We start from the raw sequence: 25,476 nt of genomic DNA, 5'->3' as shown, positions 1-25,476 counted from the left end.
TTCCAATATTTGATGTTTCCATAAAATTGGAAGCATAGTGGGGCAAGTTTAGACATCCGTGACCGTTACAATCTCATTTCGCTGCATTTCCGCTTATAACGGACTGCGTTGACCATTAGCGCACGTGTTACCCTCGCCGATATGAAAATAGCTATGACAAATACCGTGCTGCTATAAAGCTGGCATTTTCGTAGCATTTAACCGCCATCGAATGTTAGCTTGACTGTCAAGCACTGATTATTAGGCTAAGCCCTTTTTTCTCTTATCTTTTTCTCTTATCTTTTTCTTAATATCATCAATTATTATCAATAAATGTCAGGATTTCCGCTTTTGTCGGGATTGAGCTTTGCGCTCCTTCTCTAGTTACGACAATTGCAGCTGCTGCTGAAGCATATTGTAAGCTTTGCGAAACCGTCATTCCAGTCCCGCTTGCAGCAGCGTAAGCCCCGATAAATGTATCCCCTGCAGCCGTAGTATCAACCGGTTTTACCTTATAGGCTGGACTGAAGAACATGCCTTCAACCCTATCGGCATATAAAGATCCCTTGTCCCCTAATGTAATAATAACGGAGTTTCCGCCAGCGTCCAGCAGCTTCTCTACAGCTGTTTGTGCATCCGCTTGATTCGATATTTGAACACCACTTATGGCTTCAGCTTCTTTTTCATTTAATATCAGGAGGTCAATCAAAGGTAGGATATCAGTTGGTATTTTAAGGGCTGGTGCAGGATTGAAAATAACCCGGCTCCCTGCCTGTCTGGCTAAATTCATGGCCAAGAGGTTGGTTTCCCAAGGAATCTCATTCTGAAGAAGCACAGTGGTATCTTTATCGAAAACAACAGGCATTAGGGTCAACTCTTCAGGCGAAAAAGCACCATTAGCCCCCTCAGCTAAAATAATAATATTTTCTGCCAAATCATCTACAGTGATGAAGGCGATTCCGCTCGTGCCTTCCATCTCTTTGATCCAATCTGTATGCACATCTTTTAAAGCCAAAGCAGACTTCAGCTCTGCGCCAAACGCGTCCTTACCAATAGCTCCAACCATAGAGACATGAACTTGGGACTGTGCGGCAGCCACTGCTTGATTGGCTCCTTTGCCTCCGGTGTAATACGACACTCCCTTACCACTTATGGTTTCACCAGGCATAGGGTGTCTTTCTACTCTGTTCACAATATCCATATTCATGCTACCAACAACAACTATTTTACGCATCATTTCTCCTCTTCAATCGCAGTTTTATATAATTCCTATTTTCGATTAATATACTAGCATTAAAAATATTATCTGAATACATAAAAATATTTACCTCCGATAATCCAACAATTCGTTTGGCCCATTCTTGGTGCCAGTGTTCTACTTTCGTCTAGCATTCCCAATCGTTCAAAAAAATCCTGTGTGCACGGTTCCAAGTTGCGAAATCCTCGTAGCCAAGTTAAAATTACGACTTGACGAATAGGGGGGTCTTTCAAATGGTGATAATACATGAGATAACTACTTTCAAGGGGGTTGCCGAATGAATTTCGATGTCGCGCAAGCCGCATTTTCCCATCTTCTCATATCGGGGACTTTGGTCCATGAAGGCAGTTTTGTAGACATGCAGAAGCGTCTTGGCATTCATATTCACCCGCGATTGGTGATGGTCGTTTCGATCGACCGGTACCCGGATTTATCGATAAGCAAACCATTTGCCTGGCGGGAGGAAATTGGGCAGCAGCTGGTTGAAGCTCTTCACGAGGCTATTCTCGTACCGTTTCTCTGGGTTTGGGTGGGTGAAGGAGTACTAGCACTGCTTGTGGATCTGCCTTCGGAAGAACCGTCCGGGCTCTCCATTAAAGAGAAGGCGCTTCGTTTGGGTAAAAGATTGCAGAACTATGCGGATGATAGAGGGTTTCCGGTGTCTATCGGCATCGGTTCCGACTATTACGATAACCCTTATATGCTTCATTACTCCTATGAGGAAGCTAAAGAATCGTTGATGGATCGTTTTTTTCAGGGCAACCGGCTCATTTTTCATTACGAAAAGCGTAAACTGTCTGACAAGGTGTGGAAGAAGGCCGTTTCGCCAGCAGAAAAAGCGGAATTGCTTGCCCGGGTCCGGATCGGGGATATTGAAGGCTCCATCTCATTTCTGAAAATCCTGCTAGAGCAGATGGCTCATTCTTATATGCACAATGTGGATATGTACAAATCGGAAGCCTTCGATCTGGTTATGTCGTTATCCCGCCTGGTTCTCGACACGGGAGCCGACGCTTCGGAGATTTTGTCGGATAATGCACGGGTCATTCAAGAACTTTATAATACGATCCGCTACGACAAGTTCGTTCACAAAGTGTGTGATTATTGGCGGGAATTAGCCGGGCAAGTAGCGTTGGCCAATGCTGCGGATGTGTCACCGGCCATTCGTTCCGCCCTGGAATATTTAAAACAGAATATGAGTAATAAAATATCTTTGGACCAGGTAGCACAATATTGTTTTATAAGCACCTACCATTTTGCCCACTTATTCAAGAAGGAAGTCGGTCTCAGCTTTATAGATTATTTAAATAAAATGCGGATCGAAAAAGCGGTTCACTACTTGGAAACGACGGATTTATCGGTGCAAGAGATCGCCAGCCGGGTTGGATTTCATGATTCTAATTATTTTGCAAGAAAGTTCAAGAGTTTGATGAACTGCAGCGCTTCAGAATATCGTGCAGCAAAATTGTGCTAGTACTCAGCAATTTTAGCTAGAGGCAATGGTTTAGCTTTTCGCTATCATAAAGGTATGAGAGGGCTTTCCCTTACAAAAGATAACGAGGAGTGTCAGGCATGAAAAAAATTCCTTATATTATGGACTTCGATACAGGTACAGACGATGCCATTGCCCTGATCTGCGCGCTGCTCAATCAAGACACGCTGGATATTAAAGCGATTACGACGGTGGCAGGATGCGTAGAGCTGGATAAGACGAGCACAAATACCCTGAACATCGTCGATTATTTGGGCTTTGATATCCCCGTTGCACTTGGCGCAGAAGGGCCACTCAAGAAAGAACTCTTCGTCGCAATCAGTCACGGACCATCGGGCTTAGGCAACGTCATTGTGCCTCCGGCAAAGCGCGGCTTTTACGACAAAGATGCTGCGGATACCATCTATCATTTTGCCAAGGAATGCGCAGGCGACTTACATCTTTTGGCTTGCGGCCCGTTGACCAACTTAGCGTTGGCGCTGCTTCGATATCCGGACATGAACACCTTGATTAAACGAATCACGATCATGGGCGGAGCACTGGTAGGCGGAAATATGACGCAAGCGTCTGAATTCAACATTTGGGTCGATCCGGATGCGGCTAAGATCGTATTCGACGCTGGCATTCCATTGACCATGGTAGGTCTGGATGTCACGTTAAAAACTGAAATGCCGAAGTCCGTTTTCGAAAAGATAGCGGTTACAGATAACCCTTTCGCAGAGCTATCGACCCGGATCATTGATTTCATGATCAATAGAAATCAATTATCAGCCGTATCACTATACGGAAGCGTTGAGCTTGATCCGGCATACATGCATGATGCGCTTGCCATGGCTGCGCTGGTGCGCCCGGATTTGATTACGACCAAGAAATACAACATTGCAGTGGAGCTGGACGGTGAAAACACGCGCGGCATGACCGTGGCTGATTTCAACAATGTAATGAACAGGGAACCCAATATAGATGCGGCGGTGGAAGTGGACGTCGAGGGTTTCTGGGAATGGATGCTTGAGCTAATGGCCAACGGCCCGGGACGCGTATCCTCCTAACATCTAAACGTTTTCTATCCGGACCGAGGGGGGGATCGAATGGACTATCTTATTCAACATTTTGACCGGATTTGGGAGCTGTTAAGGGAGCATTTCATTCTTGTATTCGTCTCGCTGATCATTTCTCTTGTCGTGGCAACCATTCTGACGGTCGTCGTGAACAAGATTAGCAAGATCTACACGCCAGTTATTGTCATATTGGGACTGTTATATACGATTCCAAGTCTTGCCTTGTTTGCGCTTATGATTCCGATTTTCGGTTTAGGTGTGAAGCCGGCGCTCATTGCTCTTGTTATGTATTCTCAAATGACGCTGGTACGCAATATGGTTTCCGCCGTTCGAGCCGTCGATCCTGCCATTATTGAAGCGGCAAGAGGGATGGGGATGAGCAGCGGGAAAATCTTCCGCCAAATTATACTCCCGCTGGCCATGCCAGTAATCATTGCGGGGGTGCGCATCGCAACCGTTATGATGATCGGGATTACCGTGATTGCTGCTTATATTAATGCAGGCGGCTTGGGCGAACTGATATTCGAGGGACTTGCCCAGGATCATAAAGGCAAAATATTGGCCGGAACGATTGCCGTCGCATTTGTGTCCATATTGGCCGATTTCGTCTTTCGTATGATCGAAAGAACAATGAACAGGGCAGCATGGAGAAGGGGGTGAAGCGGTGATGGGGACGTTTAGAGAAGCGTGGCAGTATATCATGAATAACCAGGCGACTTTCGCGGAAGCGGTTAAAGTTCATCTGCTGCTCAGTATTTCCGCTCTTGCGATAGGGTTAGTCATTTGCATTCCGCTAGGCATCTTTCTGGCAAAGTCTAATCGAATTTCTATGGTCGTTCTCAACGCAGTCAACATAGGAAGGATTATACCGAGTCTTGCCGTACTCGCTTTGGCCATGCCTTATGTGGGAATCGGCTTCAAACCGGCATTAATTGCTTTGACGCTGCTCGTTTGCCCGCCTATTTTGATTAATACAGTAACTGCTTTTAAGGAAGTAGATCCGAATGTAATTGAAGCCGCGTACGGAATGGGTATGGAAAAGTCGAGAGTGCTCCGAATCATCGAGTTCCCTCTTGCCTTGCCCGTCATCATTACCGGTATCCGCACTGCATCCGTTGAAGTGATCGCCGGCGCCTCTCTTGCCGCTTTCATAGGCGGAGGAGGATTGGGAGTATTCGTGTTGAATGGGGTTGCTTTAATTAAACCATCCCTGCTGCTCGTCGGAGCAATTCCAATCGCACTCCTTGCATTCTCGGTTGAACTTATCGCCGCAAGAATCGAAAAAGCGGTCACGCCGCCATTAAGCTAGACCAAGCCCAATACCATTCAAGGGGGTAGTTAAAATGAAATCAATCAGAAAAATGCTAATTATTAGTATGGTATGTATGTTCGTCGTAGTAGCTGCAGCTTGTGGAAATAATTCAAATACCTCATCCGGAGACAAGCCGACAATTAAAGTCGGGGCTAAAGCATTCACGGAACAATATATTATCGGCGAGCTTTATTCTCAGGCGTTGGAAGAGGCCGGGTACAAAGTGAAAAGATCACTGAATCTAGCGGGAACGCAAATTGCTTTTGAAGCGCTGAAAAAGGGCGATATCGACCTGTACCCGGAATATACCGGAACGGCATTGATGGACGTCCTCAAAGGCGAAGTGATGACCGACACTCAAACGGTTTATGATGAAGTTAAGAAGCAGTACAAGCAATGGGACATCGAACTATTGGACCGCACTTCATTTAATAACACGTATGTAATGGTTACAACCAAGGAAGTAGCCGAAAAGTACAATCTCAAAACATTGTCGGATCTGGCCGCAGCTGCCAAGGATCTTACGTTCGCGATTATTCCGGAGGTGGGCGAGCGTCCTGACGGACTGCCAGGCTTGCAGAAACTGTACGGTGGCTTCAAGTTCAAAGCAACGCCTTTATTCGATGGCGGTTTGAAATACAAAGCTTTGCAAAGTAAAGAAGCAGACGTTACGATCGGCTTCGGTACAGACGGACAAATTGCCGGACTGGATTTGGTTTCTTTGGAAGATGACAAAAAATTCTGGCCGCCTTACCAAGTGGCGACGCAAATTCGCGGCGAAACGCTGAAGAACAATCCGGAAGTCGGTGAAATCATCAACAAGATCAATGCCCTGCTGACCTCTGAAGTCATGACGAATTTGAACTGGAAAGCGGACGGGGATGCTAAAGAAGAGCCGAAAGACATTGCCAAGGAATTTTTGAAAGAAAACGGATTAATCAAATAAATCCATCGTGATTGAAGGGACACATGAACATTGTGTCCCTTCAATAAAGGGGGCTATCCATTGAACGGAATCATCCTTAAAAATGTTCACAAGACGTTTCCCGGGGCGTCTCGGCCAGCGGTAAACAATGTAAGCCTGGAAGTGGCAGAGGGCCAGTTTACGGCCATCGTGGGAAGCTCCGGATGCGGAAAGACGACGTTGTTGAAAATGGTAAACCGGCTTTACGAGCAAACAGAGGGAGCCATTCTGGTTAACGGAAAAGATACGCGTGAGGTTCCGGTAGGCGAACTGCGCCGGCAAATCGGATACGTCATCCAGCAGAACGGTCTTTTTCCACATATGACCGTGGAGAAGAACATTACAGTTGTTCCAGAGATGTTGGGCTGGGACAAGCCAAGAATGAGCAGCAGAGTAACGGAATTGCTGGAATTGGTTCATATGGACCCGAAGGAGTTCCGCGGCAGATACCCGAGACAGTTGTCGGGGGGACAGCAGCAGCGCGTAGGGCTTGCCCGCGCATTGGCGGCGGACCCGCATTTTATGCTGATGGATGAACCTTTCGGAGCGATAGATGCGATTACCAGAACGAAGCTGCAGGATGAATTGATTCATATTCAGAAGAAATTGCGCAAGACGATTCTGTTTGTTACGCACGATGTGGACGAAGCATTGCGGCTTGCGGATAAGATCATCGTGATGAAAGACGGGGAAGTCGTTCAATATGACGAGCCGCTCGCTTTGATCACCAATCCCGTGAACGAATTTGTTGCGAATTTATTGGGTGGAGACGACATTATAAGGCAATTAAGTTTGATCCCTGTGACGGTGGCCATGGAGAAGCTCAGTCCGGTAACGAGCATTCCGCCAGGTACAGTGACGATTTCTTCCGATACGGATCTGAAGTCAGCACTTGCAGCTATGCTTAAACAGAATGCGGAAGCTCTTTATATCGTAAGCGGCATTGGCGCCGTTCTCGGCCGCCTTAGCTTATCCCATGTTCAAGCGCTGCTAAGTGCGGGTAAGCGTAAAGCCGAACTCCATGAGTAAGGGGTGAGGAAAAGTGATAATCGACGAAAGACAAATGACGATAGCAGATCTTGTTGCGGTAGCCAGAAACGGAGAGACCGTTGAAATATCGGAACGCGCGGCTTTCAAAATTAACGAAAGCCGCCAATGGGTAGACAATCTGGATGAAGACACGGTTGTCTATGGAATTAATACGGGAATCGGCGACCTATGCAAAAGCCGTATTTCACCGGAACAAGCGGCCACATTATCGCGAAACATCATCATGAGTCATGCTTGCGGAGTAGGTGAGCCTCTAGCCCGCGATCAAGTTCGGAGCATCCAATTCGCAGCCGTACTGAACTTCTGCCAAGGGCATTCGGGCGTCAGCCTGGAAACGGTTCAGGTATTGGTTGAAATGTTAAACAAGCAGGTTACCCCATGGGTTCCATCGCAGGGATCCGTCGGTTATTTGACGCATATGGCGCATATAGCCTTGGTGACAATCGGACTGGGACAAGCCTATTATCAGGGCCGGTTAATGCCCGGTGATGAAGCGATGAAGCTGGCAAGTATTCCTTTGCTGAATTTGAAGGCCAAGGAAGGTTTGTCCCTCGTCAACGGTACGGTCTGCATGACCGGTATTAGTGCACTAGTCCTTTATGATGCGATTCAATTAGCGAAATGGGCGGACATTGCAGGAACGATGAGCTTTGAAGCTTTAAAAGGAACTTACTATGCTTTCGATAAGAGGGTACATCAAGCAAGACCTTATAAAGGCCAGATGAAAGTTGCGAATAATCTCCTTCGGCTGATGGAAGGAAGCGAAATCGCGGAGACATATAAGGATTACCGGGTGCAAGACGCCCTTAGCATACGATCGATGCCGCAGATTCACGGCGCTTGCAGGGACAAGCTGGATCATGCGCTAGAGATCTTATCGATCGAAATCAATTCGGCAACGGACAACCCGCTAATATTCGCTGATCATGATGGAGACGGAGGCACAGCCATATCTGCTTGCAATGCGCACGGCGAACCGCTGGCTTTGACGATGGATATGCTCGCAATAGCGGTATCGGAGCTCGCCAGCGTTTCCGAGCGTAGAATCGACCGCCTTGTGAATCCGCACGTCAGCGAGCTGCCTGCTTTTCTGGTGGCCCGAAGCGGCGTGAATTCTGGCTTTATGATACCGCAGTATGTGGCGGCTTCTTTGGTTGCGGAGAATAAAGTTCTCTCGCATCCGATTTCCGTAGATTCGATCCCGACCTCCGCGTTTCAAGAAGACCATGTGAGCATGGGGACACCGGCAGCTCTCAAAGCAGCCCAAGTCGTACGCAATTCGCAGAAGGTTCTGGCTATTGAACTGCTTGCGGCAGCTCAAGCGCTGGAATTCCACAAGCCTTTACAATTTGGAAAAGGAACCAGGTTGATGCATGAATGGATTCGTTCCGTCATCCCGGCTTGGGTTGAAGATAGAGTGTTCTATCAGGATCTTCATCAGATGATTTCGATCGTGGAGGACCCAAGTTGGGTGAATCGGTTGGAAGAGCGAGTGGGAGAGCTATAAGAAGAACGGTAGACGTTGAAGTCATGGACAGTAGACGTTGAAGTTATAGGAGGAAGAACGAAGATGCAACAACATGCTAATAGAGTCATAAGAGCTCCCCGGGGCCGAACACTAAATACCAAAGGCTGGGTTCAGGAAGCCGCACTTCGGATGCTGATGAACAACCTGGACCCTGAAGTCGCGGAGCACCCGGAGCAATTGATCGTATATGGTGGTATAGGAAAAGCGGCGCGTAACTGGGAAAGCTTTGACGGCATTGTAGAGAGTTTGAAAAATTTGGAAGAAAATGAGACGCTGCTTGTTCAATCAGGGAAACCTGTTGCTGTTTTTCGCACTCATAAAGATGCTCCCAGAGTTTTACTGGCCAATTCCAATCTCGTACCTGCCTGGGCAAACTGGGAAAAATTCCATGAGTTAGATCAGAAAGGTCTGATCATGTATGGGCAAATGACGGCAGGAAGCTGGATATACATCGGCAGCCAAGGAATCGTACAAGGCACTTACGAAACTTTCGGGGAATGCGCCAGACAGCATTTCAATGGAAGTTTAAGAGGAACGATAACCGTAACAGCAGGGCTTGGCGGTATGGGAGGCGCGCAGCCGCTTGCCGTTACGTTGAATGATGGCGTATGTATTGCCATTGAAGTGGATCGGACGAGAATCGAGAAACGTATTGAAACCCGGTATTGCGACATTCTCGTTGAATCCCTCGACGAAGCGATTAGTATCGCTTCCGATGCCAAGCAAGCAGGACAAGCGTTATCCATCGGACTCCTCGGCAATGCTGCGGAAATCTTGCCAGAAATGGTCAAAAGAAATTTCATTCCGGACATCATCACCGATCAGACATCGGCCCATGATCCTTTGAACGGATATTTGCCAGCGGGGTTAAGCCTTGAGGATGGAAAAGCATTGAGAGAAACGGAGCCGAAAAAATACGTCATTCTATCCAAAGCAAGCATGGCGGTTCATGTTCAAGCCATATTGAAGATGCAGGAGCTTGGCGCCATTGCTTTTGACTATGGCAACAATATCCGTGAGATCGCACAGAAGGAAGGCGTAGAGAACGCCTATGATTTTCCGGGCTTCGTTCCGGCGTATATTAGACCTCTATTTTGCGAGGGGAAAGGCCCTTTTCGTTGGGCTGCGCTGTCAGGAGATCCGCAGGATATATGTAAGCTGGACGAGGCGCTGCTGAAAGAGTTCCCGGAAAACAAAGCTCTTAGTAAGTGGATCTCCATGGCTCGTGAACGAATTGCTTTTCAAGGACTTCCTGCTAGAATTTGCTGGTTAGGGTATGGTGAACGGGCTAGATTCGGTAAAATCATTAACGACATGGTAGCTTCGGGTGAGTTATCTGCTCCGATCGTTATCGGCAGAGACCATTTGGATGCGGGTTCTGTCGCTTCTCCTAACAGAGAGACGGAAGCGATGAAGGACGGTAGTGATGCGATAGCAGATTGGCCGATTCTGAATGCTTTGATCAATACGTCCGCAGGAGCCAGTTGGGTATCTGTGCATCATGGAGGCGGCGTAGGCATGGGTTATTCGCTGCATGCGGGTATGGTTGTCGTCGCAGATGGGACAGAGGAAGCAGCAGTCCGGCTGGAACGAGTTTTGACATCTGATCCGGGTATGGGCGTAGTCCGGCACGCGGATGCTGGTTACGACCTGGCGATTGAAACAGCGAAGAAGCACGATATTCGCATGCCGATGCTGAAATAGAAAGCGAGGAGACCGGTCATGAAACGATTGTTATATATACGACGAGCGTCTCAGGTAGTCACCGTTGCCGGATCGGGTAACAAGCCGAAAACAGGCTCGGAAATGAGCGATATCCGCGTTATTGAGCATGGTGGGGTCGTTCTGGAGAACGATCGGATCGTGTTTGTCGGAGCTCACGGCGATGCCGAGGCATGGGTTCGATCATTCGAAGACCGGGAGACGGATGCGCAGGTTCAAAGAATCGAAGCGGAGGGAAAAATAGTGCTGCCGGGATTGGTCGATCCGCACACCCACTTAGTATTTGCCGGCAGCAGGGAGCATGAGCTTGAAATGCGCCTGAATGGTGCTACTTATATCGAAATTTTGCAGCAGGGTGGTGGAATCTTGTATTCTACTACCCAGACGAGGGCTGCTTCGGAACAACAGCTTATCGAGCAGTCCCGGCGCCGGCTGGACCGTTTTATACAGTACGGAGTGACAACCATCGAAGCCAAAAGCGGATACGGCTTAACGGTTGAAGATGAGTTGAAACAGCTTCGTGCCGCCCGAAAATTAAATGATTCCCATCCTGTCGATATCGTGTCGACTTTCATGGGTGCGCATGCTGTTCCGTCCGAATATAAAGCGAATCCGGATGACTATGTCCGGTACGTTATCGAAGACATGCTTCCAAAGGTCGCGGATGAACAATTGGCTGAGTTTTGCGATGTTTTCTGCGAGCAAGGCGTCTTTACCGTCGAACAGTCGGAACGGATTCTGGAGGCGGGGAAAAGATGGGGCCTCATTCCCAAAATACACGCCGATGAGATCGTTTCATTCGGCGGAGCGGAATTGGCTGCCAAGCTCGGCGCTATTTCAGCGGATCACCTGCTGAAAGCTTCAGATGAAGGGATTCGGATGATGGCACAGGCGGGAGTGGTGGCTGTATTGCTGCCGGGAACTGCGCTGTACTTGATGGAGTCTCCGGCAAGAGCCCGCGAGATGATTGAAAATGGGGTTGCGGTGGCGCTTTCGACCGATCGCAATCCAGGTTCTTCTCCTACGGAGTCACTGCCGCTCATTATGAATTTAGCTTGTTTTACGATGAAGATGACGCCAGCAGAGGTCATTACAGCCAGCACGATCAATGCGGCTTATGCTATCGGGAGAGCTGAAGAAATCGGCAGCATCGAAACGGGGAAAAAAGCAGATCTTGTTCTGTTTGACGCTCCTAACTATCAATTTTTGCAATATAACTTTGGCGTTAATCTCGTTGATATGGTTATCAAAAACGGCGACATCGTCGTGCAGGGAGGGACGCTTCTTGTCTGATGTCTATGATTATATTAATCCTCCGGGATTGATTTATAGAGGGAAATCAGCTGATAGGCTCGATCTGAAAATGAACCAGCTGATTGCCGAATACACGGCTGACCAACGATACGAAGTCTGCTTGCTTGGCGTGCCGCTTTCCAGATCTTCGATCAGCGCTTCCGCAGCCAGCGAAAATCCGAATGCGATTCGTTCAGTCTGGCAGTCATTCGCAGCCTACAACATCGACTACGATGTCGATTTATCCGATTTGCGCATTGCCGATATGGGTGATGTGAAGATGCACGTGACCGATATACCGAAGTGTCATCACAACATCGAACAGGCCATGCTGGAAGTATTAGAGAAAAACAACTCGATCACGCCTTTATCCATCGGGGGGGATCACTCGATCACTTGTCCGCTCGTCAAAGGTTTGCAGCGTTATCATCAGGGTAAAAAAATCGGAATCCTCCAGTTCGACACGCATTTCGATTTGCGGAATCTTCAAGACGGCGGACCGAGCAACGGTACTCCCATGCGCGGTTTGATCGAGTCGGGAACGGTAAAAGCGCAGCATATCGTCAACATTGGCTTGCACGGCTACTTCAATTCCCTTGCTTACAAGCAATATGCCGATGAACTGGAACTCAAGTACTACACTTTCAGAACCGTACGGAAGCTTGGTATGGAAAAGGTATTGTCTGAAGCACTGGCCTATTTGGACGATAAAGTAGATTTGATCTACTTGACGGTGGACATCGATGTGCTGGACGCGGCATTCGCTCCAGCCGCTCCGGCATCGACGCCCGGAGGCATGTACTCTTGGGAACTGCTTGAAGCCGTGTATCAAATTGGAAAACACCCCAAAGTTGCGGCTATGGATATCGTTTGTCTTGATCCGCACCGGGATGATCGAAGCTTGATCACGGTGAAAACCGGCGCTTATCTGCTATTGAACTTTCTATGCGGGTTCAAACATCGACCAAAGCATGCTTACTAAAGATAGCGGGAACAACCGGTAGGGGAAATCACTGGTAGCGGAAACCACGGGTGGGAAGAACCACTGGTAGCGGGAACCTCGGGTGGGGGGAATCACTGGTAGAGGGAAACACTGGTAGGGGAAATCACCGGTAGAGGGAACCATCGTTAGCAGGCATCACTGGTAGAGGGAGCCACCGGTAGCGGGCATCACCAGTAGGAGGAACCAGCGTGTCGCTACGGTTGAATTGCATAATTGGGAGGTAAGGAAAGATGTCTTTGTCAGGCGGAGCCGGTACGACGATTATTATTCGGCTAGAGATCGATACGAAGAAAGTAACGTTAGGTCAGATCGCTACGGCGATCGGCGATGCGGGAGGAGACATTGTCGCCATTGACGTCACTCGGGCTAACAGGCAAATGACGGTGCGGGACATGACTGTTAATGTGATAGATCCTTTGCAATCGGATCTGATCGCCAAGGCGGCAGGGAGCTTGCCGGGCGTACGGGTAGTCAACATCTCTGACCAGACATTCCTGCTCCATCTCGGCGGGAAAATCGAAATGGCATCGAAGATACCGATCAGAAATCGGGATGACCTCTCCCGAGTATATACGCCGGGCGTTGCCCGGGTTTGCATGGCCATTCACGAAGATCCGTCACGCGCGCATACGTTGACCGTCAAACGGAATATGGCCGCCGTCGTGACGGATGGCTCTGCCGTACTTGGCCTCGGCAATATCGGCCCGCTAGCGGCCATGCCTGTCATGGAAGGAAAGGCAATGCTATTCAAACAGTTTGCGGGCGTAGACGCTGTCCCGATTTGTTTGGATACGCAGGATACGGAAGAGATCATCCGTACAATTAAAGCTATAGCGCCTACTTTCGGCGCCATTAATCTGGAGGATATCTCCTCTCCGAGGTGCTTTGAGATCGAACGGCGATTGACGGAGGAACTCGATATTCCCGTATTCCACGACGATCAGCACGGAACCGCCGTCGTGATGCTGGCCGGCCTGCTTAATGCGCTTAAACTGGTGGGCAAGCGGCTGGAAGAGTGCAAAATCGTCTTTAGCGGAATTGGCGCCGCGGGCATCGCCTGTACGAAAATATTGCTGGCGGCCGGTGCCGTCAACATAATTGGCGTCGACCGGTTCGGGGTGCTAACACGCGGGACGGATTACGGGCAGGAGTCATGGAATTGGTATGCCAGCAACACCAATCCGAATGACGAAACAGGCGGATTAACCAATGTTATCGCGGGGGCGGATGTGTTCATCGGTGTCTCCGGACCCGGAGTATTGAAGAAGCATGACGTGCAGCGAATGGCCAAAGATGCTATCGTATTCGCAATGGCAAACCCGAGTCCGGAGATCGATCCGGAGGAGGCGGAGGATTATGTCCGAGTCATGGCGACAGGTCGCTCCGATTATCCCAACCAAATCAATAACGTGCTTTGTTTTCCCGGTATGTTCCGGGGCGTCTTGGATTGCCGCGCATCGCGCGTGACAGAGAAGATGAAGCTGGCTGCGGCCCGTGCAATCGCGTCCATAGTCGGTGACGAAGAATTGAACGAGCAGTACATTATACCGAGCGTGTTCAATCCCCACGTTGTCGACCGGGTTAAGGAAGCAGTCATCGCTGCCGCTTATGACTCTGGTGTAGCTCGCCGGCGGCGTACGGAAATCACACAAACAGACAAAACAGACAAGGGAGACACCTATTTAGTCCCGTAGTATCCTAGTATAATGGAAGTAAATAGTTGGTATGTGTGACAGACGTAAACGTGGTGAAGCAAGAGGAGCATTAGAAAGCATTAGAAAGCATTAGAAAGCATTAGAAAGCACGTACTTCTTTCGCTATACGCCAGGACTTTAAAAAATTATTGCCAAATCCGAACTCATGAAATATACTAATGTAAAATTATGTAACGGTGTGAAGCACATGCCGCTTTGATTATGAGGAATCTCTTGCGATTCCGGATCAAGGTGGCATTTTTAATTTTCCAAATCGAAAGGAGGGAGTACTAATTAGTAGTTTTGAGACGAAGATGAACCAATGGATTCACGATCAACTTGCTGTAGAAAAAAATCCGAGAAGACGCGAAATACTTCAGAAGGAAATTGGACACGGTACAAAAGAGTTTTTGAGAACGATATGGTACCCTGCTGTAGGTAACTTTAATCATTTGTATGCGGAATGGGAAGTTCGGGATTATGGCAACCGATTTCGTTATCTAGATCTTACCTATATGCCCGGCGGAGCCAAAGGCTGCATCGAAATCCACGGTTACCGATCTCACGCCAGAGATATTGAATCATGGCGGTTCAGGGATTTATGCAAAAAACAAGCGTACCTAGTATTGGACGATTGGCTGTTCCTGCCTGTTGCATACTTGTCGATCGAGGAAGAACCAGAGGTTATCAAGCAGTTGGCTTTGTCCTTTATCGGTAAGTTGGTGTCCATGTCAACAAATCATTCGCTCAGTTGGATTGAAGCAGAGACTTTGCGGTTTGCGCGTGGCGTCATTAGACCTTTTCGCTCCGATGAACTTGCCTTGCACTTGAATCGATCCACTAGACAGGCGAGACGTATTTTAGACAAGCTTGTAGAAATGAGTGTTTTAATAGTTCACAATGGACAGCAGCGTTATCGCACCTATCAAGTGGTCAATCATGACCGTTAGAGCAAAAATAAAGTAAATTCACTTTATTTATGGACACTAATGACCATTAGAAGAAAACTTTACGCTTTTCTTTGATAATTCTCTCGCTTATGGACACTAATGTCCATAATAAAGCCGGAATTTCGAATAAACGACGCTAACGGTCGCTAATGTCCGAATGATTAGATACAATAATCACGATGTGAACGGAACTGATTCCCAAGATTCGAAAAAAGCCGCTCTAAAGAACGACTTTTTGCTTTTATGGAGTTAAGGGGATGTCCGATATCCGACTCCTGATCCAATGGCTGACGAAGCTGACTCGACGAGGACTTTTAGCGGTAGATTCAGACGCCGTGCTCCTTCATTAGGAGAATACTTTCGAAGACATTTCACTTCATTACGTCCGCGCGGACTGAACCCCAGGGTTCACCCCCTGTGCATTCCACCATATAAAACAGATTTTTGTTTTTTGGGGTATGACTGAACTTTGGACCGCATATTGAGTTTGCTTATAAGTTATATCACTTCCCGATTTTTAAAGCTCCGGTAAGCGGCATTCGTAAATATAGCGGCAAGCAAGAGCATATACGCATAAAATAAAGCATAGGGTAGTTGCAGAGTCCATTTGCCAGCATTTACAAATCTAGGGCGGTTAAATATATTTTCGACTCTCATGAAATCTGAAAATGTTATGTTTTTCATCAGCCAAGGCATAGAGAGGTCCGAAGTGCTGCGGATAAAAAAAGGCAGAGCGAAAACAAGGCCAGCGATAAAAAATACGATCAGATAGGTTCGGCTTCTGGCGGATAGGAACAGGATGAACAAACCAAAGACGATACAACCGAGCCAATTGGTCAAAGCTTGCACCAAGGTATACTGCCAGATGCTCATCGCATAAGGGGAAGACGCATACCGGGTCAGTTGCTGAATCGGCCAGTCCCAGCCAGCCCAGCCAGCCCAGCCGGTGGCCTCGACGGCCTCGACGGCCCCAGCGGCCCCAGCGGCCCCAGCGGCCCCAGCGGCCCCAGCGGCCCCAGCGGCTCCAGCGGCTCCGGCAGGCCCAGCGGCACCAACAGACCCAGCAGACCCAGCAGACCCATCCCAACCAGCCAACCCTACGTTTACGGCGACGTTGATGATCCAGCATCCAATCACGATTGCCGTGATGAACAAGAAGGAGGCTGCGAGCTTCGCGCGGATGACTCTGCCTCTACCATGCTTGGAGCTGAGGAGCAGAGCATCTGTACGCAGCACGTACTCTTGAGTAAAGCAGGCAGGAAGCGCAAGCAGCAGAAGCATACCTTCAAAAATCGTTCCTATCGAATATGGAAAGTACGTGATTCGTTCCCAAGCCATCGTATCATTCCACCTATAGTAGGAGCAGCTCAAAAAGATATAAATGATAGCCAAAGAAACGTATAAGAGAGGCAGCCATTTCGTGTGCGTGATCTTATACAGTTCCATACGAATCAACATCCACACATCAGGTCACCTGCCGTCTTCTTATACTAAATAAGATAAGCCATGCAGACAGGCACAGTAAAACAAGCATTATATAGAGCAAGGCATGCTCATACAACAGAGGAATTCCGAAAAAATTATAGGTCATAAAGGTATTCAGACTCTCCAACTGGATGAATTCCATGTAACGGAACACTTGAAGAATCAATATAGTAAGCAGCTCTGACGGGATTTGAACAAATATAACGACAATAGGCAGCATAAAAACAATACCGCTAATGAAAGCTGGAATTATGGAAGATCGGGTCCAGGAGGACACCAGCATCACAAACAGGCCAAGCGCCGTGCAGCCAAGGATCGCATAGGACAGCTGTCTGAGATAGAAGAGCCATATTGGCCCATTGAAAGAAGTACCAGCAAATAAGTTGTATAAATTCACTACGTTAGCGTTCCAGCCGCCCAGTCCATAGTAGTAAGCATTCAGCACAAAGGCAATACAGCTGTATGCTAGTACGATCACCACACAATAGATGGCAGCCGCAGCGATTTTGGAAAGCACCATTTTCCTTCGTCCGTGCCGGCTGCTGAATAACAAATGGTCCATGTGGGAGGCGTATTCCCTGCTGAAGGTGCCCGACAAACCGACTATCGTAAGTGCTGCCGCAAAAAAGTACCCAATCTCATTCATAAATCGCAGGATATGATTCCAACCCGGTTGATACAGGATGTAGTTGGGGTACCCAACTGCTGCTTTAGCATGAAGTTCAGTCAATGCCGCTTTACGGCTGTATTCGGAATTGTCGCTTTGCCCGTGCGTCTCCTGCTCGTGCATTCCTTGGCCGCTTTTCCCTTGCGATTGCTCTTCGAGCCACTGCATTTGCTGCAAATAGTTTGCTTTTTGCTCAAGCGCGTTTCTTATATCCATAGCGACTTGGGATTGGGCGATGAGTTGTGAGTCGGAGAGGGGACCTTTTTTCTCCTCCTTTTTTGCACGTTCCACTTCTTGTAAATAGACCTCCCATACCTGGTTCGCCCATACCATTTTTTCTTCGGTCAAATCCCCGCCATATTGCTCATAGGCTGCGCGCATCGCCTTAATATCTCGTTCTTGCTTGATATCGCCAAAAAAGTGCATGCCATAAAGTGAAGCGAAGACAATAAAGGCTATATAAATGACTTTTTGCGAAAAGATTTTGTACAGCTCCAACTTGATCAGTCGCACGCTCAACCCTCCACATCCGGGGAATCCCCAAAATAGTACAAATAAATGTCCTCCAAGCGGGGAGGCTGCAGCGAAGCTAAATCTTGCGGCTTATGATCCGCAATCACTCTGGCCTCAATCTCATACCCCCTCCGCTGCAAATTGCCAATGATATAGCTTTGGGTCAGCCTCGCCAGCTCGCTTGCCGGAGCCGTAATATGCCAAACCTTACCATCCAATTCCTGCAAAATGGTTTCCGGAGCTTCCTGCTTGACCAGCCTGCCATGCTTGAGTATGAGCACTTCCTTGGCCATATACTCAATGTCAGAGATGATATGGGTAGAGAGGATCACGATGCGATCTTCGGATATGTCGGACAACAAATTGCGGAAGCGCACACGCTCTTTCGGATCAAGGCCGGCCGTAGGCTCGTCCAGAATTAATATTTTCGGGTCATTAAGCAAAGCTTGTGCGATGCCGAGCCTTCTTTTCATACCGCCGGAAAATTTACTTATTTTTTGATGCTTCTGTTCACTCAAGTTGACCAATTGCAGAAGCTCATCTATTTTCTTATCTGCTTCGCGCTTGTTGATCCCTTTGAGAGAAGACATATACTGCAGGAATCGGCAAGCTGTAAAGTAGCTATAGAACCCGCAATCCTGAGGCAGGTAGCCCAGCAAATCCCGATAGCGCTCATCCAAAACGCGGATGCTTTCACCGTTTACCGTAATTTCCCCGCGGGTTGGCTTCAAGACGTCGGCCAGCATGCGCATCAGTGTCGTTTTGCCTGCTCCGTTGGGCCCGATCAGGCCATAGACGCCAGGGGTCAACTCACAGGTTACGTCATCGATCGCTATTTTACTTTTATAGGCTCGGGTAACGTTTTTAATGATCAGTTTCAAATTCAACCATTCCTTCCATTTCCATAGTTCTTTTCAGTAAACGAGATACCTGCATGACAGTCAGCATGATTCCGAAGCCAATCAACAGGAGGTAGGAAGCCGTATGCATGGTTAGCAGATTGCGCATCAGAATAGGATTGAAGATAAGAATCAGGCAAAAAGAAAGCCATAATGTCATTACGAACAGGACAGCGGTGCTGCCGCGCAAATGAATCGCAGCCACTAAAGACAGTCCGCTTATGAGTGTAAAGGGGGTCATCCAAAGCAAGGTGATATCCCATAAATGAGTTTGCTCAGTTATACGGATTAACCATAGGGAGCAGAGCGAATTTAACAAAATATTATAAACGCCGATCATACTTAGCTTCGACAGCATTACACTGGCCGCATTAAAGACGCAGGACATTTCCAACTCCAGCATGCGTTCGTCGCGGCTGCGGAACACCTCCATCAAGCCCAGAATAAATGGCAGCGGCGCAAGAGCAAACAAGGAGAAGGCAGGAGTGGCATGGAACTTGAACCCAATCATCATGAAGCCGGAAACATAGAGAGCAGCGCTTACGATCCAATATAAAGGACTCATCATAGATAGCTCAGAGGCCGCGAGCCGCAGCACCCGCTGCATGCGCATCCACAGGCGCAGTTTTGGACGGGCCTTTAAGCGCATTTGAAACCTGGCCGCTTCAACAGTACGGTTAATGGCATCGGGGTCAGGATATTTAACATCGTATTGGAGCAGAAAATCATGAATGTTTTTGAATTCGTCTTCTGTCATATCCTCAGGCAGCTCATTTTCTGTGCTTTTTCCGGTCATCGGTAACGCTCCTTTCCATAATGGCTTTGAGCTTGGATAAGCCTTGTTTAATTCTGGACTTCACCGTAGGCTCTCCAACAGCGCTCAAATCGGCAATCTCTTTGATTTTCAGATCTTGATAAAACCGCAAAATAATCGTTTCCCGCTGATACGGGGGCAGCTCCAGAAGGGCTGCTTTGACCGCGGCGGTTTCCACTTTTTTTTCGAACATATCTACAAGCTGGGCACTCGAATCCGCAATCGCTTCATTCCACTCACTGGAAGCCTGTCCATTTCTATAACCCCTGCTTTTGACATAGTCCCGGCATGTATTCAGAGCAATTTTTAACAGCCAGTGCTTAAAGCTCTCATATTGTGTAAGGGAATCGATGCTGCGGACCATCTTGATAAACGTTTCCTGGGTCAGATCATAAGACGTATGATAATCGCCCGAATAGCGGTAAATATACGCAAAGACCATTTTGTAATGACGTTTAATGAGTACTTCCATCGAGCTTTGGATGTTTTGCTGCAGCTCTTTTATGAGCTCCTCATCGCTTTGCAACGGTCTCACCTCACTTCATCTAATAAAGACGACAAACAAGTATAAAAGGATTTAAAACTGATTTTATCCCCTTATTATCGCCCAATTGGCATCAAATTGGCATTGACAGCAAGAAATTTCTATTTCCCCGAATACGGTCGTAGGCTATAATAGGAACACAATAATGTCAGCGGTTACATGGCAGTTTGTCGGCGATATGGGGGACAGGGAGAAAGGAGTGGTGGTTCTGCTAAGTAGATGGCTCATTTCGGCAAAAAAGAGGTATTTCTACATTAAATTGTTTACATACACATTGGTAATCGTTTTATTGCCTATTCTGATTATTAGCCTCGTGTTGTATCGCAACACAACGTCGGTGATGCAGAGCGAGCTGCGCACGTCCAACGAAATGTATTTGAAGCAGACGGTCGATTCGATGGAGATGATCGTCAAGCAGATCGGCACGAGCTTCAAGCAAACGGTACTCAGCGGCGCGATCAGGGAGTTCGAGGCGTTCCCGCTGGGCAGCTACTACGAGACGCTGGACGGAGGTTATCGGGACGAAGATTTGCGCGAGCTGTACTTGTACGTGAACAGCAAGTCGAATGCGCAGTGGTATTTGAACAATTTAAAAGAATCGAATGAATTCATCCATTCCGTCTATTTTTTTGACCATAACAAACATATCGTGCTGACCGGCAGCACCAATTATACGTTTGACGATTTCTACGATGACACGTGGAGCTTGTCGACGGACGGCATACGCGCGTATCCGACGATCAGCGAGCTGCGCGAAGCGAAACAACTGGACGGTACGCGCAAGCTGGTGCTGCCGATTGTCTACATGTCTGCCTCCTTGTCGGACAGTTATGTGGTGATCAACCTGGATGCGGAAATGATCTACAGCACCGTCTTCCGCAAGCTGATCCGCGACGGCAACCACGCGTTTTTCGTGCTGTCCGCTGGAGGGAAGCTGATGTTCTACGATCGCCAATATGCGATCAGCGAGCAGATGAGCGGCGACCCGAACGTGCTGCGTCTCATTGCAGAGCAGGGGCAAAGCTCTTTCGAAGCGGAAATGCTGGGCAAACAGTGGCTCGTGACGAATATGTCTTCTGAATTGCTCGGCTGGACGTTTATCAATGGGATACTGGTGAACAACATTTATAAAAGCGTTAATAATACGAAAAATTTGATCCTGTTCACGGCGTTGCTGCTTGTGGCGGCGAGTGGCGTGCTCGTCTTCATTACGTCGCGCAACATTTATAATCCGATCCGTCATCTGCTTTCGTTCGTCAAAAACAAGAGCTATGAAGGCGAAGGTACCGCCACCAATCATAAAGTGTTCGGTGAATTGAAAGTTATTCGCAGCAGTCTGATGGAAGCTTACGAGCTGCAGGTGAGCTTACAGACGAGACTGAAGGAGAGTATGCCCGCCTACAAAAAGATGTACGTCCACTCACTGCTGCGCCCCAACCGCTTTACACTTGAGGAAATCGACGAACGGCTGCGCTTCCTCGGGCTGGGATTCAATTTGGACCATATTGGGCTGTTTGTGATAACGCTTACAGAAATCACTGATCCCGAAGCGGACGTTGAGCGAATCAAGATGAACAAGCTGAGAATCGAAGACATGATCGAAGCGATGATTCCGGCCGGCAGGAACCGCATCGTGATGGAGCTGATCGAAGACCGCTTTATCGTCATGATCAACTGTCACCAGGCGCAAATGACGGACATATTCGCGCTCGCCGAGCGGGTCGCCCATGATATTCGGCAAATGATCGGAATCGGTTGTACGATCGGAATCGGCAACCATTCGCGGACGGTTTGCGAACTGCAGAGGGCATATGCGGAAGCGAAAGAAGCGCAGCGGCACCGCGTCATCTCGGGCAACAGCGATGTTATCTACATCGGGGATGTCAGGCTGGAGAATATTCCTTTGCTTGTTTATCCGAAGGAGAAGGAGGCCGCGTTAAACAATTTTATACTCAACGGAGAGATGAAAGAGGCACTCGGGATGTTCACTGAGTTTGCCAAAGATTTGAAGGAGCAGCAGCGCAAAGTTGATTTTCGCCAGTTGCAGCAAGCGTTCATCCGGCTGCTCGGCAGCTTGGTGGAGACGGCTGCAAGCCTCAGACTTGACATCGAAAGCGTGCTGCGGCGCAAGACGAATCTGTACGAGGTGCTGCTCAAGAAAAAAGAGCTGAAAGAAATTGAAGAATGGTTCGCGGACATCATCGGTGATTTCACAACTTATATCGGCCAAGCTTACGAAGAGAAAAACAACAAATACGTGAAGCAGGCAATTCGGCTGCTCGAACAAACGTACTGCGATAACATATCGCTCGCGCAGATCTCCGAGCGGCTGCAGCTTAGCCCATCGTATTTCAGCCGCCTTTTCAAGGAACATACCGGCCAATCGTTCTCCGAATACGTAATGACAGCAAGAGTCGAATCCGGCAAGCGGTTGCTGCTCGAATCGAACCTGTTGATCAAGGATATCGGCGAGCGGATCGGCTATCCCAAAACGAATTATTTCATCAAAGTATTCAAGGAGCATACGGGACTTACCCCAGGCGAATATCGGAAAATGCATGGATTGGAGGAGTTTGCCACCGAATGAAGTGCCATAATGATATAATGAAGCAGCCCGCAATAAAGTGGCATGGAAAGCATAACTTTGCTATTTTCGAATGCACCGGTAAGGTGTTACAATGCGGTCATCGGCACTCGCTATTGGCCAACGCGATACACGCAACTCCGACAAATATCAATTAGTTATTTATTTTTCATTTTGTAACCTTGGAGGCATAAATTATATGAAATTGAAAGCCGTACTTGTTGGAACAAAGGGCTGGGCGGATGCTCATGCCAATGCTTACCGGGCATGCAATACCATTGAAGTAGTAGGTGTTTGTGGTCATTCCAATTTAGATAGACTGAATGCTCTTGCAGATAAATACCAGATCCCCAATCGTTCCTTGGATTTAGCAGAATTGTTGCGCGTAACGAACCCGGACGTTGTCGATATTGTTACCGGCGCGGATCTGAGACTTGTATTGGTGAAGGTGGTTGTGCAGTTTCCTAGTGTTAAGCTGATCAACATTGAAAAACCGTTGGCACTAACACCATCCGAAGCCTACGAAATTGAGCGTATTTGTAAAGAACATCATAAATTGGTGCTGGTTAATCACCAACATAAATATTTGCCGGCCTGGAGTAAGGCCCGCAATTTGCTGCAAGCGGGTGCCATTGGTCAAATTGAGTTTATTCGCGCTTCTACGAAAGTGAACATTATGGAGCAAGGCTCACATCTCATTGATATGGTAATGTTCTTTAATGATTTCAGTCCTGTAAGCTGGGTGATGGGACAGACTGGACTGTGTGAAGGAACGGATAGCTCCTCAGTCGTCGCGCCAGATGAGTCGATGGCTAGTATATTATTTGAAAATGGTGTTCGTGCAACTATCGAATGTGGGGCATTCGCAAGGTCTCTTCCAGGAGAAACGAATCTATACTTACATATCGGTCTTGATGTTTATGGGTCGGAGGGACATCTGAAAATTGCCTTAAATCAGTTCTTGGAAGTAGTAAATTACAACACACACTTGCATACAATTGAGAAATCGAGTTGGGAAGAAAGCTATATGGTGGCATTAATTGCTTATTTGGATTCGATTCATGATTATGTGTTAAATAAAGAATCAGGGCATATTTGTGACCTTGAGCATTCGATGCTGTCGTACCAAGTTATTATGGCAATCTATCATACCGCTAAATACGGGGGCAAGGTGAATTTGCCACATCACTTTGAGGACAGCATTGTGGAAAGATTTGTCACAGCTTCGCCTACAATTTAATCAACACTTCCGTGCCGTCCTGAGCCTGGACATCGACCAGAACCGTCCCTTTGCAGCGTTGCAGCTCCTTGATGAGCTGCCTGATCGCTTGCTTCGTGCTTTGGTTTTCGAGAATCGACAGCACCAGTTCAATCCCGAACCGGCTGCTGTCTGAATCGAAATCATGCTTCCGGCTTGAGTGCCCACCCGCATGTCCGCTGTGCTTGATCAGCCAATCCTTCATTATGCGCTGGACTAGATTGGAAGTCAGGATGACGCTCCCCATGCGCAATAGGGCATAAGGGACCGGAATCGTAAAAGCGTGCTCCTTGCTCTTAACCTTCACAATTATCATGACCCGTCACTCAATCACTACGATGACGGTCTCTTCACCGGAGCGGATGTCAACGATTTGCCCGTCAAGCTCGCTCTCGATTGCATCGATCAGCAAGTCGATATCGATATCCTTCACATATTTCGCAGCCTGCGGAATATTGGACGCGATGCTGAGCCCCGTTCCGAGAACTGCCTTCACCAGTTTAATCGGCAAATTGATGTTGACATTATCGTTTTCTTGGGACGTTATCCGTATTTTCAACGTTTTGTCTAAATAGCCGCCGGATGCCGATGACAGTTTCTTCGAATAGTCCGGTTTCCTCAGCGTCTGCACGGCTTGCGACGTATGAGCCGTTTGCTTCTCCTTTAGCGCGTCAATCAACTCCGAAGCCTTGTCTGAATCAATTTTGCCTTCCTGCATCATGGACAGCACTTTGCTAATTTCTTCTTTCATCGTTTCTTCCTCCTTATTCATCCTTCAACATTTTGACCGCTTCATCCGCAGTGATTTCGCCATTCTCCAGCATGGAAATGATTTTCTTCTCATCCACTTCCGGCTTCTTTCTTGTATCGTATCCGAGGGCAGTAATGATATCATTGAGCTTGCCGCGCACCGTCGGGTAAGATATGCCGAGCTCTTTCTCCACTTCCTTTATGTTACCCCTGTTCACTAGAAAGGTGATCACAAAATGGAGCTGTTCGGGCGAGAGTAGAGCCAGCTTTGATAATTCAAACTTGTTCTCAATCGTCGTCCGGCAATGTCCGCATTCCAGCTTGACGGCGTGCAGCGTATGGTCGCATACAGGACACTGTGTGATGATAGGATATTTCATACTCTACTCCTTTCTTTTTTTAAATTATAATTCAATATATTCAATTTGTAAATGAACAAAATTAATTATCTTAATAAAATTATTGATTTTATTGATTTTACGGGTTGTTATCCTTGAAATTTTAAAATGCTTTATTTAAAAAAAGAAAGCCTCAACAAATCCGGAACAGGCGGCATGCCGGTGTTGGCTATGACACTTGAAGGCACATTGTTTTCGAACAGCTTCGTGACTCGCCCCCGGCGAATACCGGAAAATGCAGGGATTGGAGGAGCTGTTGAC

23 protein-coding genes are annotated in these 25,476 nt (G+C 47.9%); 14 read left to right on the top strand and 9 right to left on the bottom strand.

The window, feature by feature from the left end; all coding sequences use genetic code 11:
• Positions 1-295: 295 nt before the first annotated feature.
• The gene (rbsK, locus tag J2Z66_RS32835) at positions 296-1,216 is read right to left on the bottom strand and encodes a ribokinase (protein ID WP_312894889.1); all 921 of its coding nucleotides are present in this window, start codon (positions 1,214-1,216) and stop codon (positions 296-298) included.
• A 298-nt stretch (positions 1,217-1,514) separates the two neighbouring features.
• Between rbsK and J2Z66_RS32830 the strand changes: the two genes are divergently transcribed.
• The 12 genes from J2Z66_RS32830 to J2Z66_RS32775 all read left to right on the top strand — a co-directional run bounded on the left by J2Z66_RS32830 (position 1,515) and on the right by J2Z66_RS32775 (position 15,303).
• On the top strand, positions 1,515-2,711 hold the full coding sequence (locus J2Z66_RS32830) for a helix-turn-helix domain-containing protein (RefSeq protein WP_209976995.1): 1,197 nt from the start codon (positions 1,515-1,517) through the stop codon (positions 2,709-2,711).
• Between the two features lie 98 nt (positions 2,712-2,809).
• The gene (locus J2Z66_RS32825) at positions 2,810-3,778 is read left to right on the top strand and encodes a nucleoside hydrolase (RefSeq protein WP_209976994.1); all 969 of its coding nucleotides are present in this window, start codon (positions 2,810-2,812) and stop codon (positions 3,776-3,778) included.
• 39 nt (positions 3,779-3,817) lie between these two features.
• A complete protein-coding gene (locus tag J2Z66_RS32820) occupies positions 3,818-4,447 on the top strand; it encodes an ABC transporter permease (RefSeq protein ID WP_209976993.1) in 630 nt (209 codons plus the stop codon).
• Positions 4,448-4,454: 7 nt separating this feature from the next.
• On the top strand, positions 4,455-5,096 hold the full coding sequence (locus J2Z66_RS32815; protein WP_209976992.1) for an ABC transporter permease: 642 nt from the start codon (positions 4,455-4,457) through the stop codon (positions 5,094-5,096).
• 34 nt (positions 5,097-5,130) lie between these two features.
• Complete coding sequence (locus J2Z66_RS32810; RefSeq protein WP_245376012.1) at positions 5,131-6,045, top strand: glycine betaine ABC transporter substrate-binding protein; 915 nt, start codon at positions 5,131-5,133, stop codon at positions 6,043-6,045.
• Positions 6,046-6,105: 60 nt separating this feature from the next.
• Complete coding sequence (locus J2Z66_RS32805) at positions 6,106-7,092, top strand: ABC transporter ATP-binding protein (RefSeq protein WP_209976991.1); 987 nt, start codon at positions 6,106-6,108, stop codon at positions 7,090-7,092.
• 13 nt (positions 7,093-7,105) lie between these two features.
• Positions 7,106-8,620 (top strand): histidine ammonia-lyase, encoded by a 1,515-nt coding sequence (hutH, locus tag J2Z66_RS32800; RefSeq protein WP_209976990.1) that lies wholly within the window; start codon positions 7,106-7,108, stop codon positions 8,618-8,620.
• Between the two features lie 63 nt (positions 8,621-8,683).
• Positions 8,684-10,345, top strand: a complete 1,662-nt coding sequence (gene hutU / locus J2Z66_RS32795) for a urocanate hydratase (RefSeq protein WP_209976989.1) — start codon at positions 8,684-8,686, stop codon at positions 10,343-10,345.
• A gap of 18 nt (positions 10,346-10,363) precedes the next feature.
• Positions 10,364-11,656 carry an imidazolonepropionase gene (gene hutI / locus J2Z66_RS32790; RefSeq protein WP_209976988.1) on the top strand — a complete coding sequence of 431 codons (1,293 nt, stop codon included), beginning with the start codon at positions 10,364-10,366 and terminating at the stop codon, positions 11,654-11,656.
• The gene (locus tag J2Z66_RS32785) at positions 11,649-12,638 is read left to right on the top strand and encodes an agmatinase family protein (RefSeq protein ID WP_245376011.1); all 990 of its coding nucleotides are present in this window, start codon (positions 11,649-11,651) and stop codon (positions 12,636-12,638) included. Before hutI ends, J2Z66_RS32785 begins: the two co-directional genes overlap by 8 nt.
• Before the next feature lie 251 nt (positions 12,639-12,889).
• Positions 12,890-14,353 carry an NAD-dependent malic enzyme gene (locus tag J2Z66_RS32780; protein ID WP_209976987.1) on the top strand — a complete coding sequence of 488 codons (1,464 nt, stop codon included), beginning with the start codon at positions 12,890-12,892 and terminating at the stop codon, positions 14,351-14,353.
• A 314-nt stretch (positions 14,354-14,667) separates the two neighbouring features.
• Positions 14,668-15,303, top strand: coding sequence for a transcriptional regulator (locus tag J2Z66_RS32775; protein WP_245376010.1), 636 nt, complete (start codon positions 14,668-14,670; stop codon positions 15,301-15,303).
• A 498-nt stretch (positions 15,304-15,801) separates the two neighbouring features.
• Here J2Z66_RS32775 and J2Z66_RS32770 read toward each other — a convergent pair whose 3' ends face one another.
• The 5 genes from J2Z66_RS32770 to J2Z66_RS32750 all read right to left on the bottom strand — a co-directional run bounded on the left by J2Z66_RS32770 (position 15,802) and on the right by J2Z66_RS32750 (position 20,207).
• Entirely contained in the window at positions 15,802-16,641 is an 840-nt protein-coding gene (locus J2Z66_RS32770; protein WP_209976986.1) for a hypothetical protein, read from the bottom strand.
• 127 nt (positions 16,642-16,768) lie between these two features.
• A complete protein-coding gene (locus J2Z66_RS32765; RefSeq protein ID WP_209976985.1) occupies positions 16,769-17,968 on the bottom strand; it encodes an ABC transporter permease in 1,200 nt (399 codons plus the stop codon).
• Between the two features lie 2 nt (positions 17,969-17,970).
• Positions 17,971-18,849 (bottom strand): ABC transporter ATP-binding protein, encoded by an 879-nt coding sequence (locus J2Z66_RS32760; RefSeq protein WP_209976984.1) that lies wholly within the window; start codon positions 18,847-18,849, stop codon positions 17,971-17,973.
• The gene (locus J2Z66_RS32755) at positions 18,833-19,663 is read right to left on the bottom strand and encodes a hypothetical protein (RefSeq protein ID WP_209976983.1); all 831 of its coding nucleotides are present in this window, start codon (positions 19,661-19,663) and stop codon (positions 18,833-18,835) included. The genes J2Z66_RS32760 and J2Z66_RS32755 overlap by 17 nt, the downstream gene beginning before the upstream one ends.
• Positions 19,638-20,207: an RNA polymerase sigma factor gene (locus J2Z66_RS32750; RefSeq protein WP_209976982.1), complete on the bottom strand. Its 570-nt coding sequence runs from the start codon at positions 20,205-20,207 to the stop codon at positions 19,638-19,640. Before J2Z66_RS32750 ends, J2Z66_RS32755 begins: the two co-directional genes overlap by 26 nt.
• A gap of 163 nt (positions 20,208-20,370) precedes the next feature.
• On the opposite strand from J2Z66_RS32750, the gene J2Z66_RS32745 reads away from it, so the two are divergent.
• Together J2Z66_RS32745 and J2Z66_RS32740 are read left to right on the top strand one after the other, a co-directional pair.
• Complete coding sequence (locus tag J2Z66_RS32745; RefSeq protein WP_209976981.1) at positions 20,371-22,812, top strand: AraC family transcriptional regulator; 2,442 nt, start codon at positions 20,371-20,373, stop codon at positions 22,810-22,812.
• Between the two features lie 196 nt (positions 22,813-23,008).
• Entirely contained in the window at positions 23,009-24,049 is a 1,041-nt protein-coding gene (locus J2Z66_RS32740) for a Gfo/Idh/MocA family protein (RefSeq protein WP_209976980.1), read from the top strand.
• On the opposite strand, the gene J2Z66_RS32735 is transcribed toward J2Z66_RS32740, so the two are convergent.
• The 3 genes from J2Z66_RS32735 to J2Z66_RS32725 are packed head-to-tail and all read right to left on the bottom strand — an operon-like array spanning position 24,039 to position 25,197.
• On the bottom strand, positions 24,039-24,383 hold the full coding sequence (locus J2Z66_RS32735) for a hypothetical protein (protein WP_209976979.1): 345 nt from the start codon (positions 24,381-24,383) through the stop codon (positions 24,039-24,041). The genes J2Z66_RS32740 and J2Z66_RS32735 overlap by 11 nt on opposite strands.
• Positions 24,384-24,389: 6 nt before the next feature.
• Entirely contained in the window at positions 24,390-24,818 is a 429-nt protein-coding gene (locus J2Z66_RS32730; protein WP_209976978.1) for an SHOCT-like domain-containing protein, read from the bottom strand.
• Between the two features lie 13 nt (positions 24,819-24,831).
• Entirely contained in the window at positions 24,832-25,197 is a 366-nt protein-coding gene (locus tag J2Z66_RS32725) for a DUF2089 domain-containing protein (protein ID WP_209976977.1), read from the bottom strand.
• Positions 25,198-25,476 lie beyond the last annotated feature (279 nt).

The sequence above is a fragment of the Paenibacillus eucommiae genome (assembly GCF_017874215.1).
Lineage (GTDB): Bacteria > Bacillota > Bacilli > Paenibacillales > NBRC-103111 > Paenibacillus_AI > Paenibacillus_AI eucommiae.
Note: the sequence above shows the minus strand (reverse complement) of the source record. Positions and strands in the feature narration are given on the sequence as shown.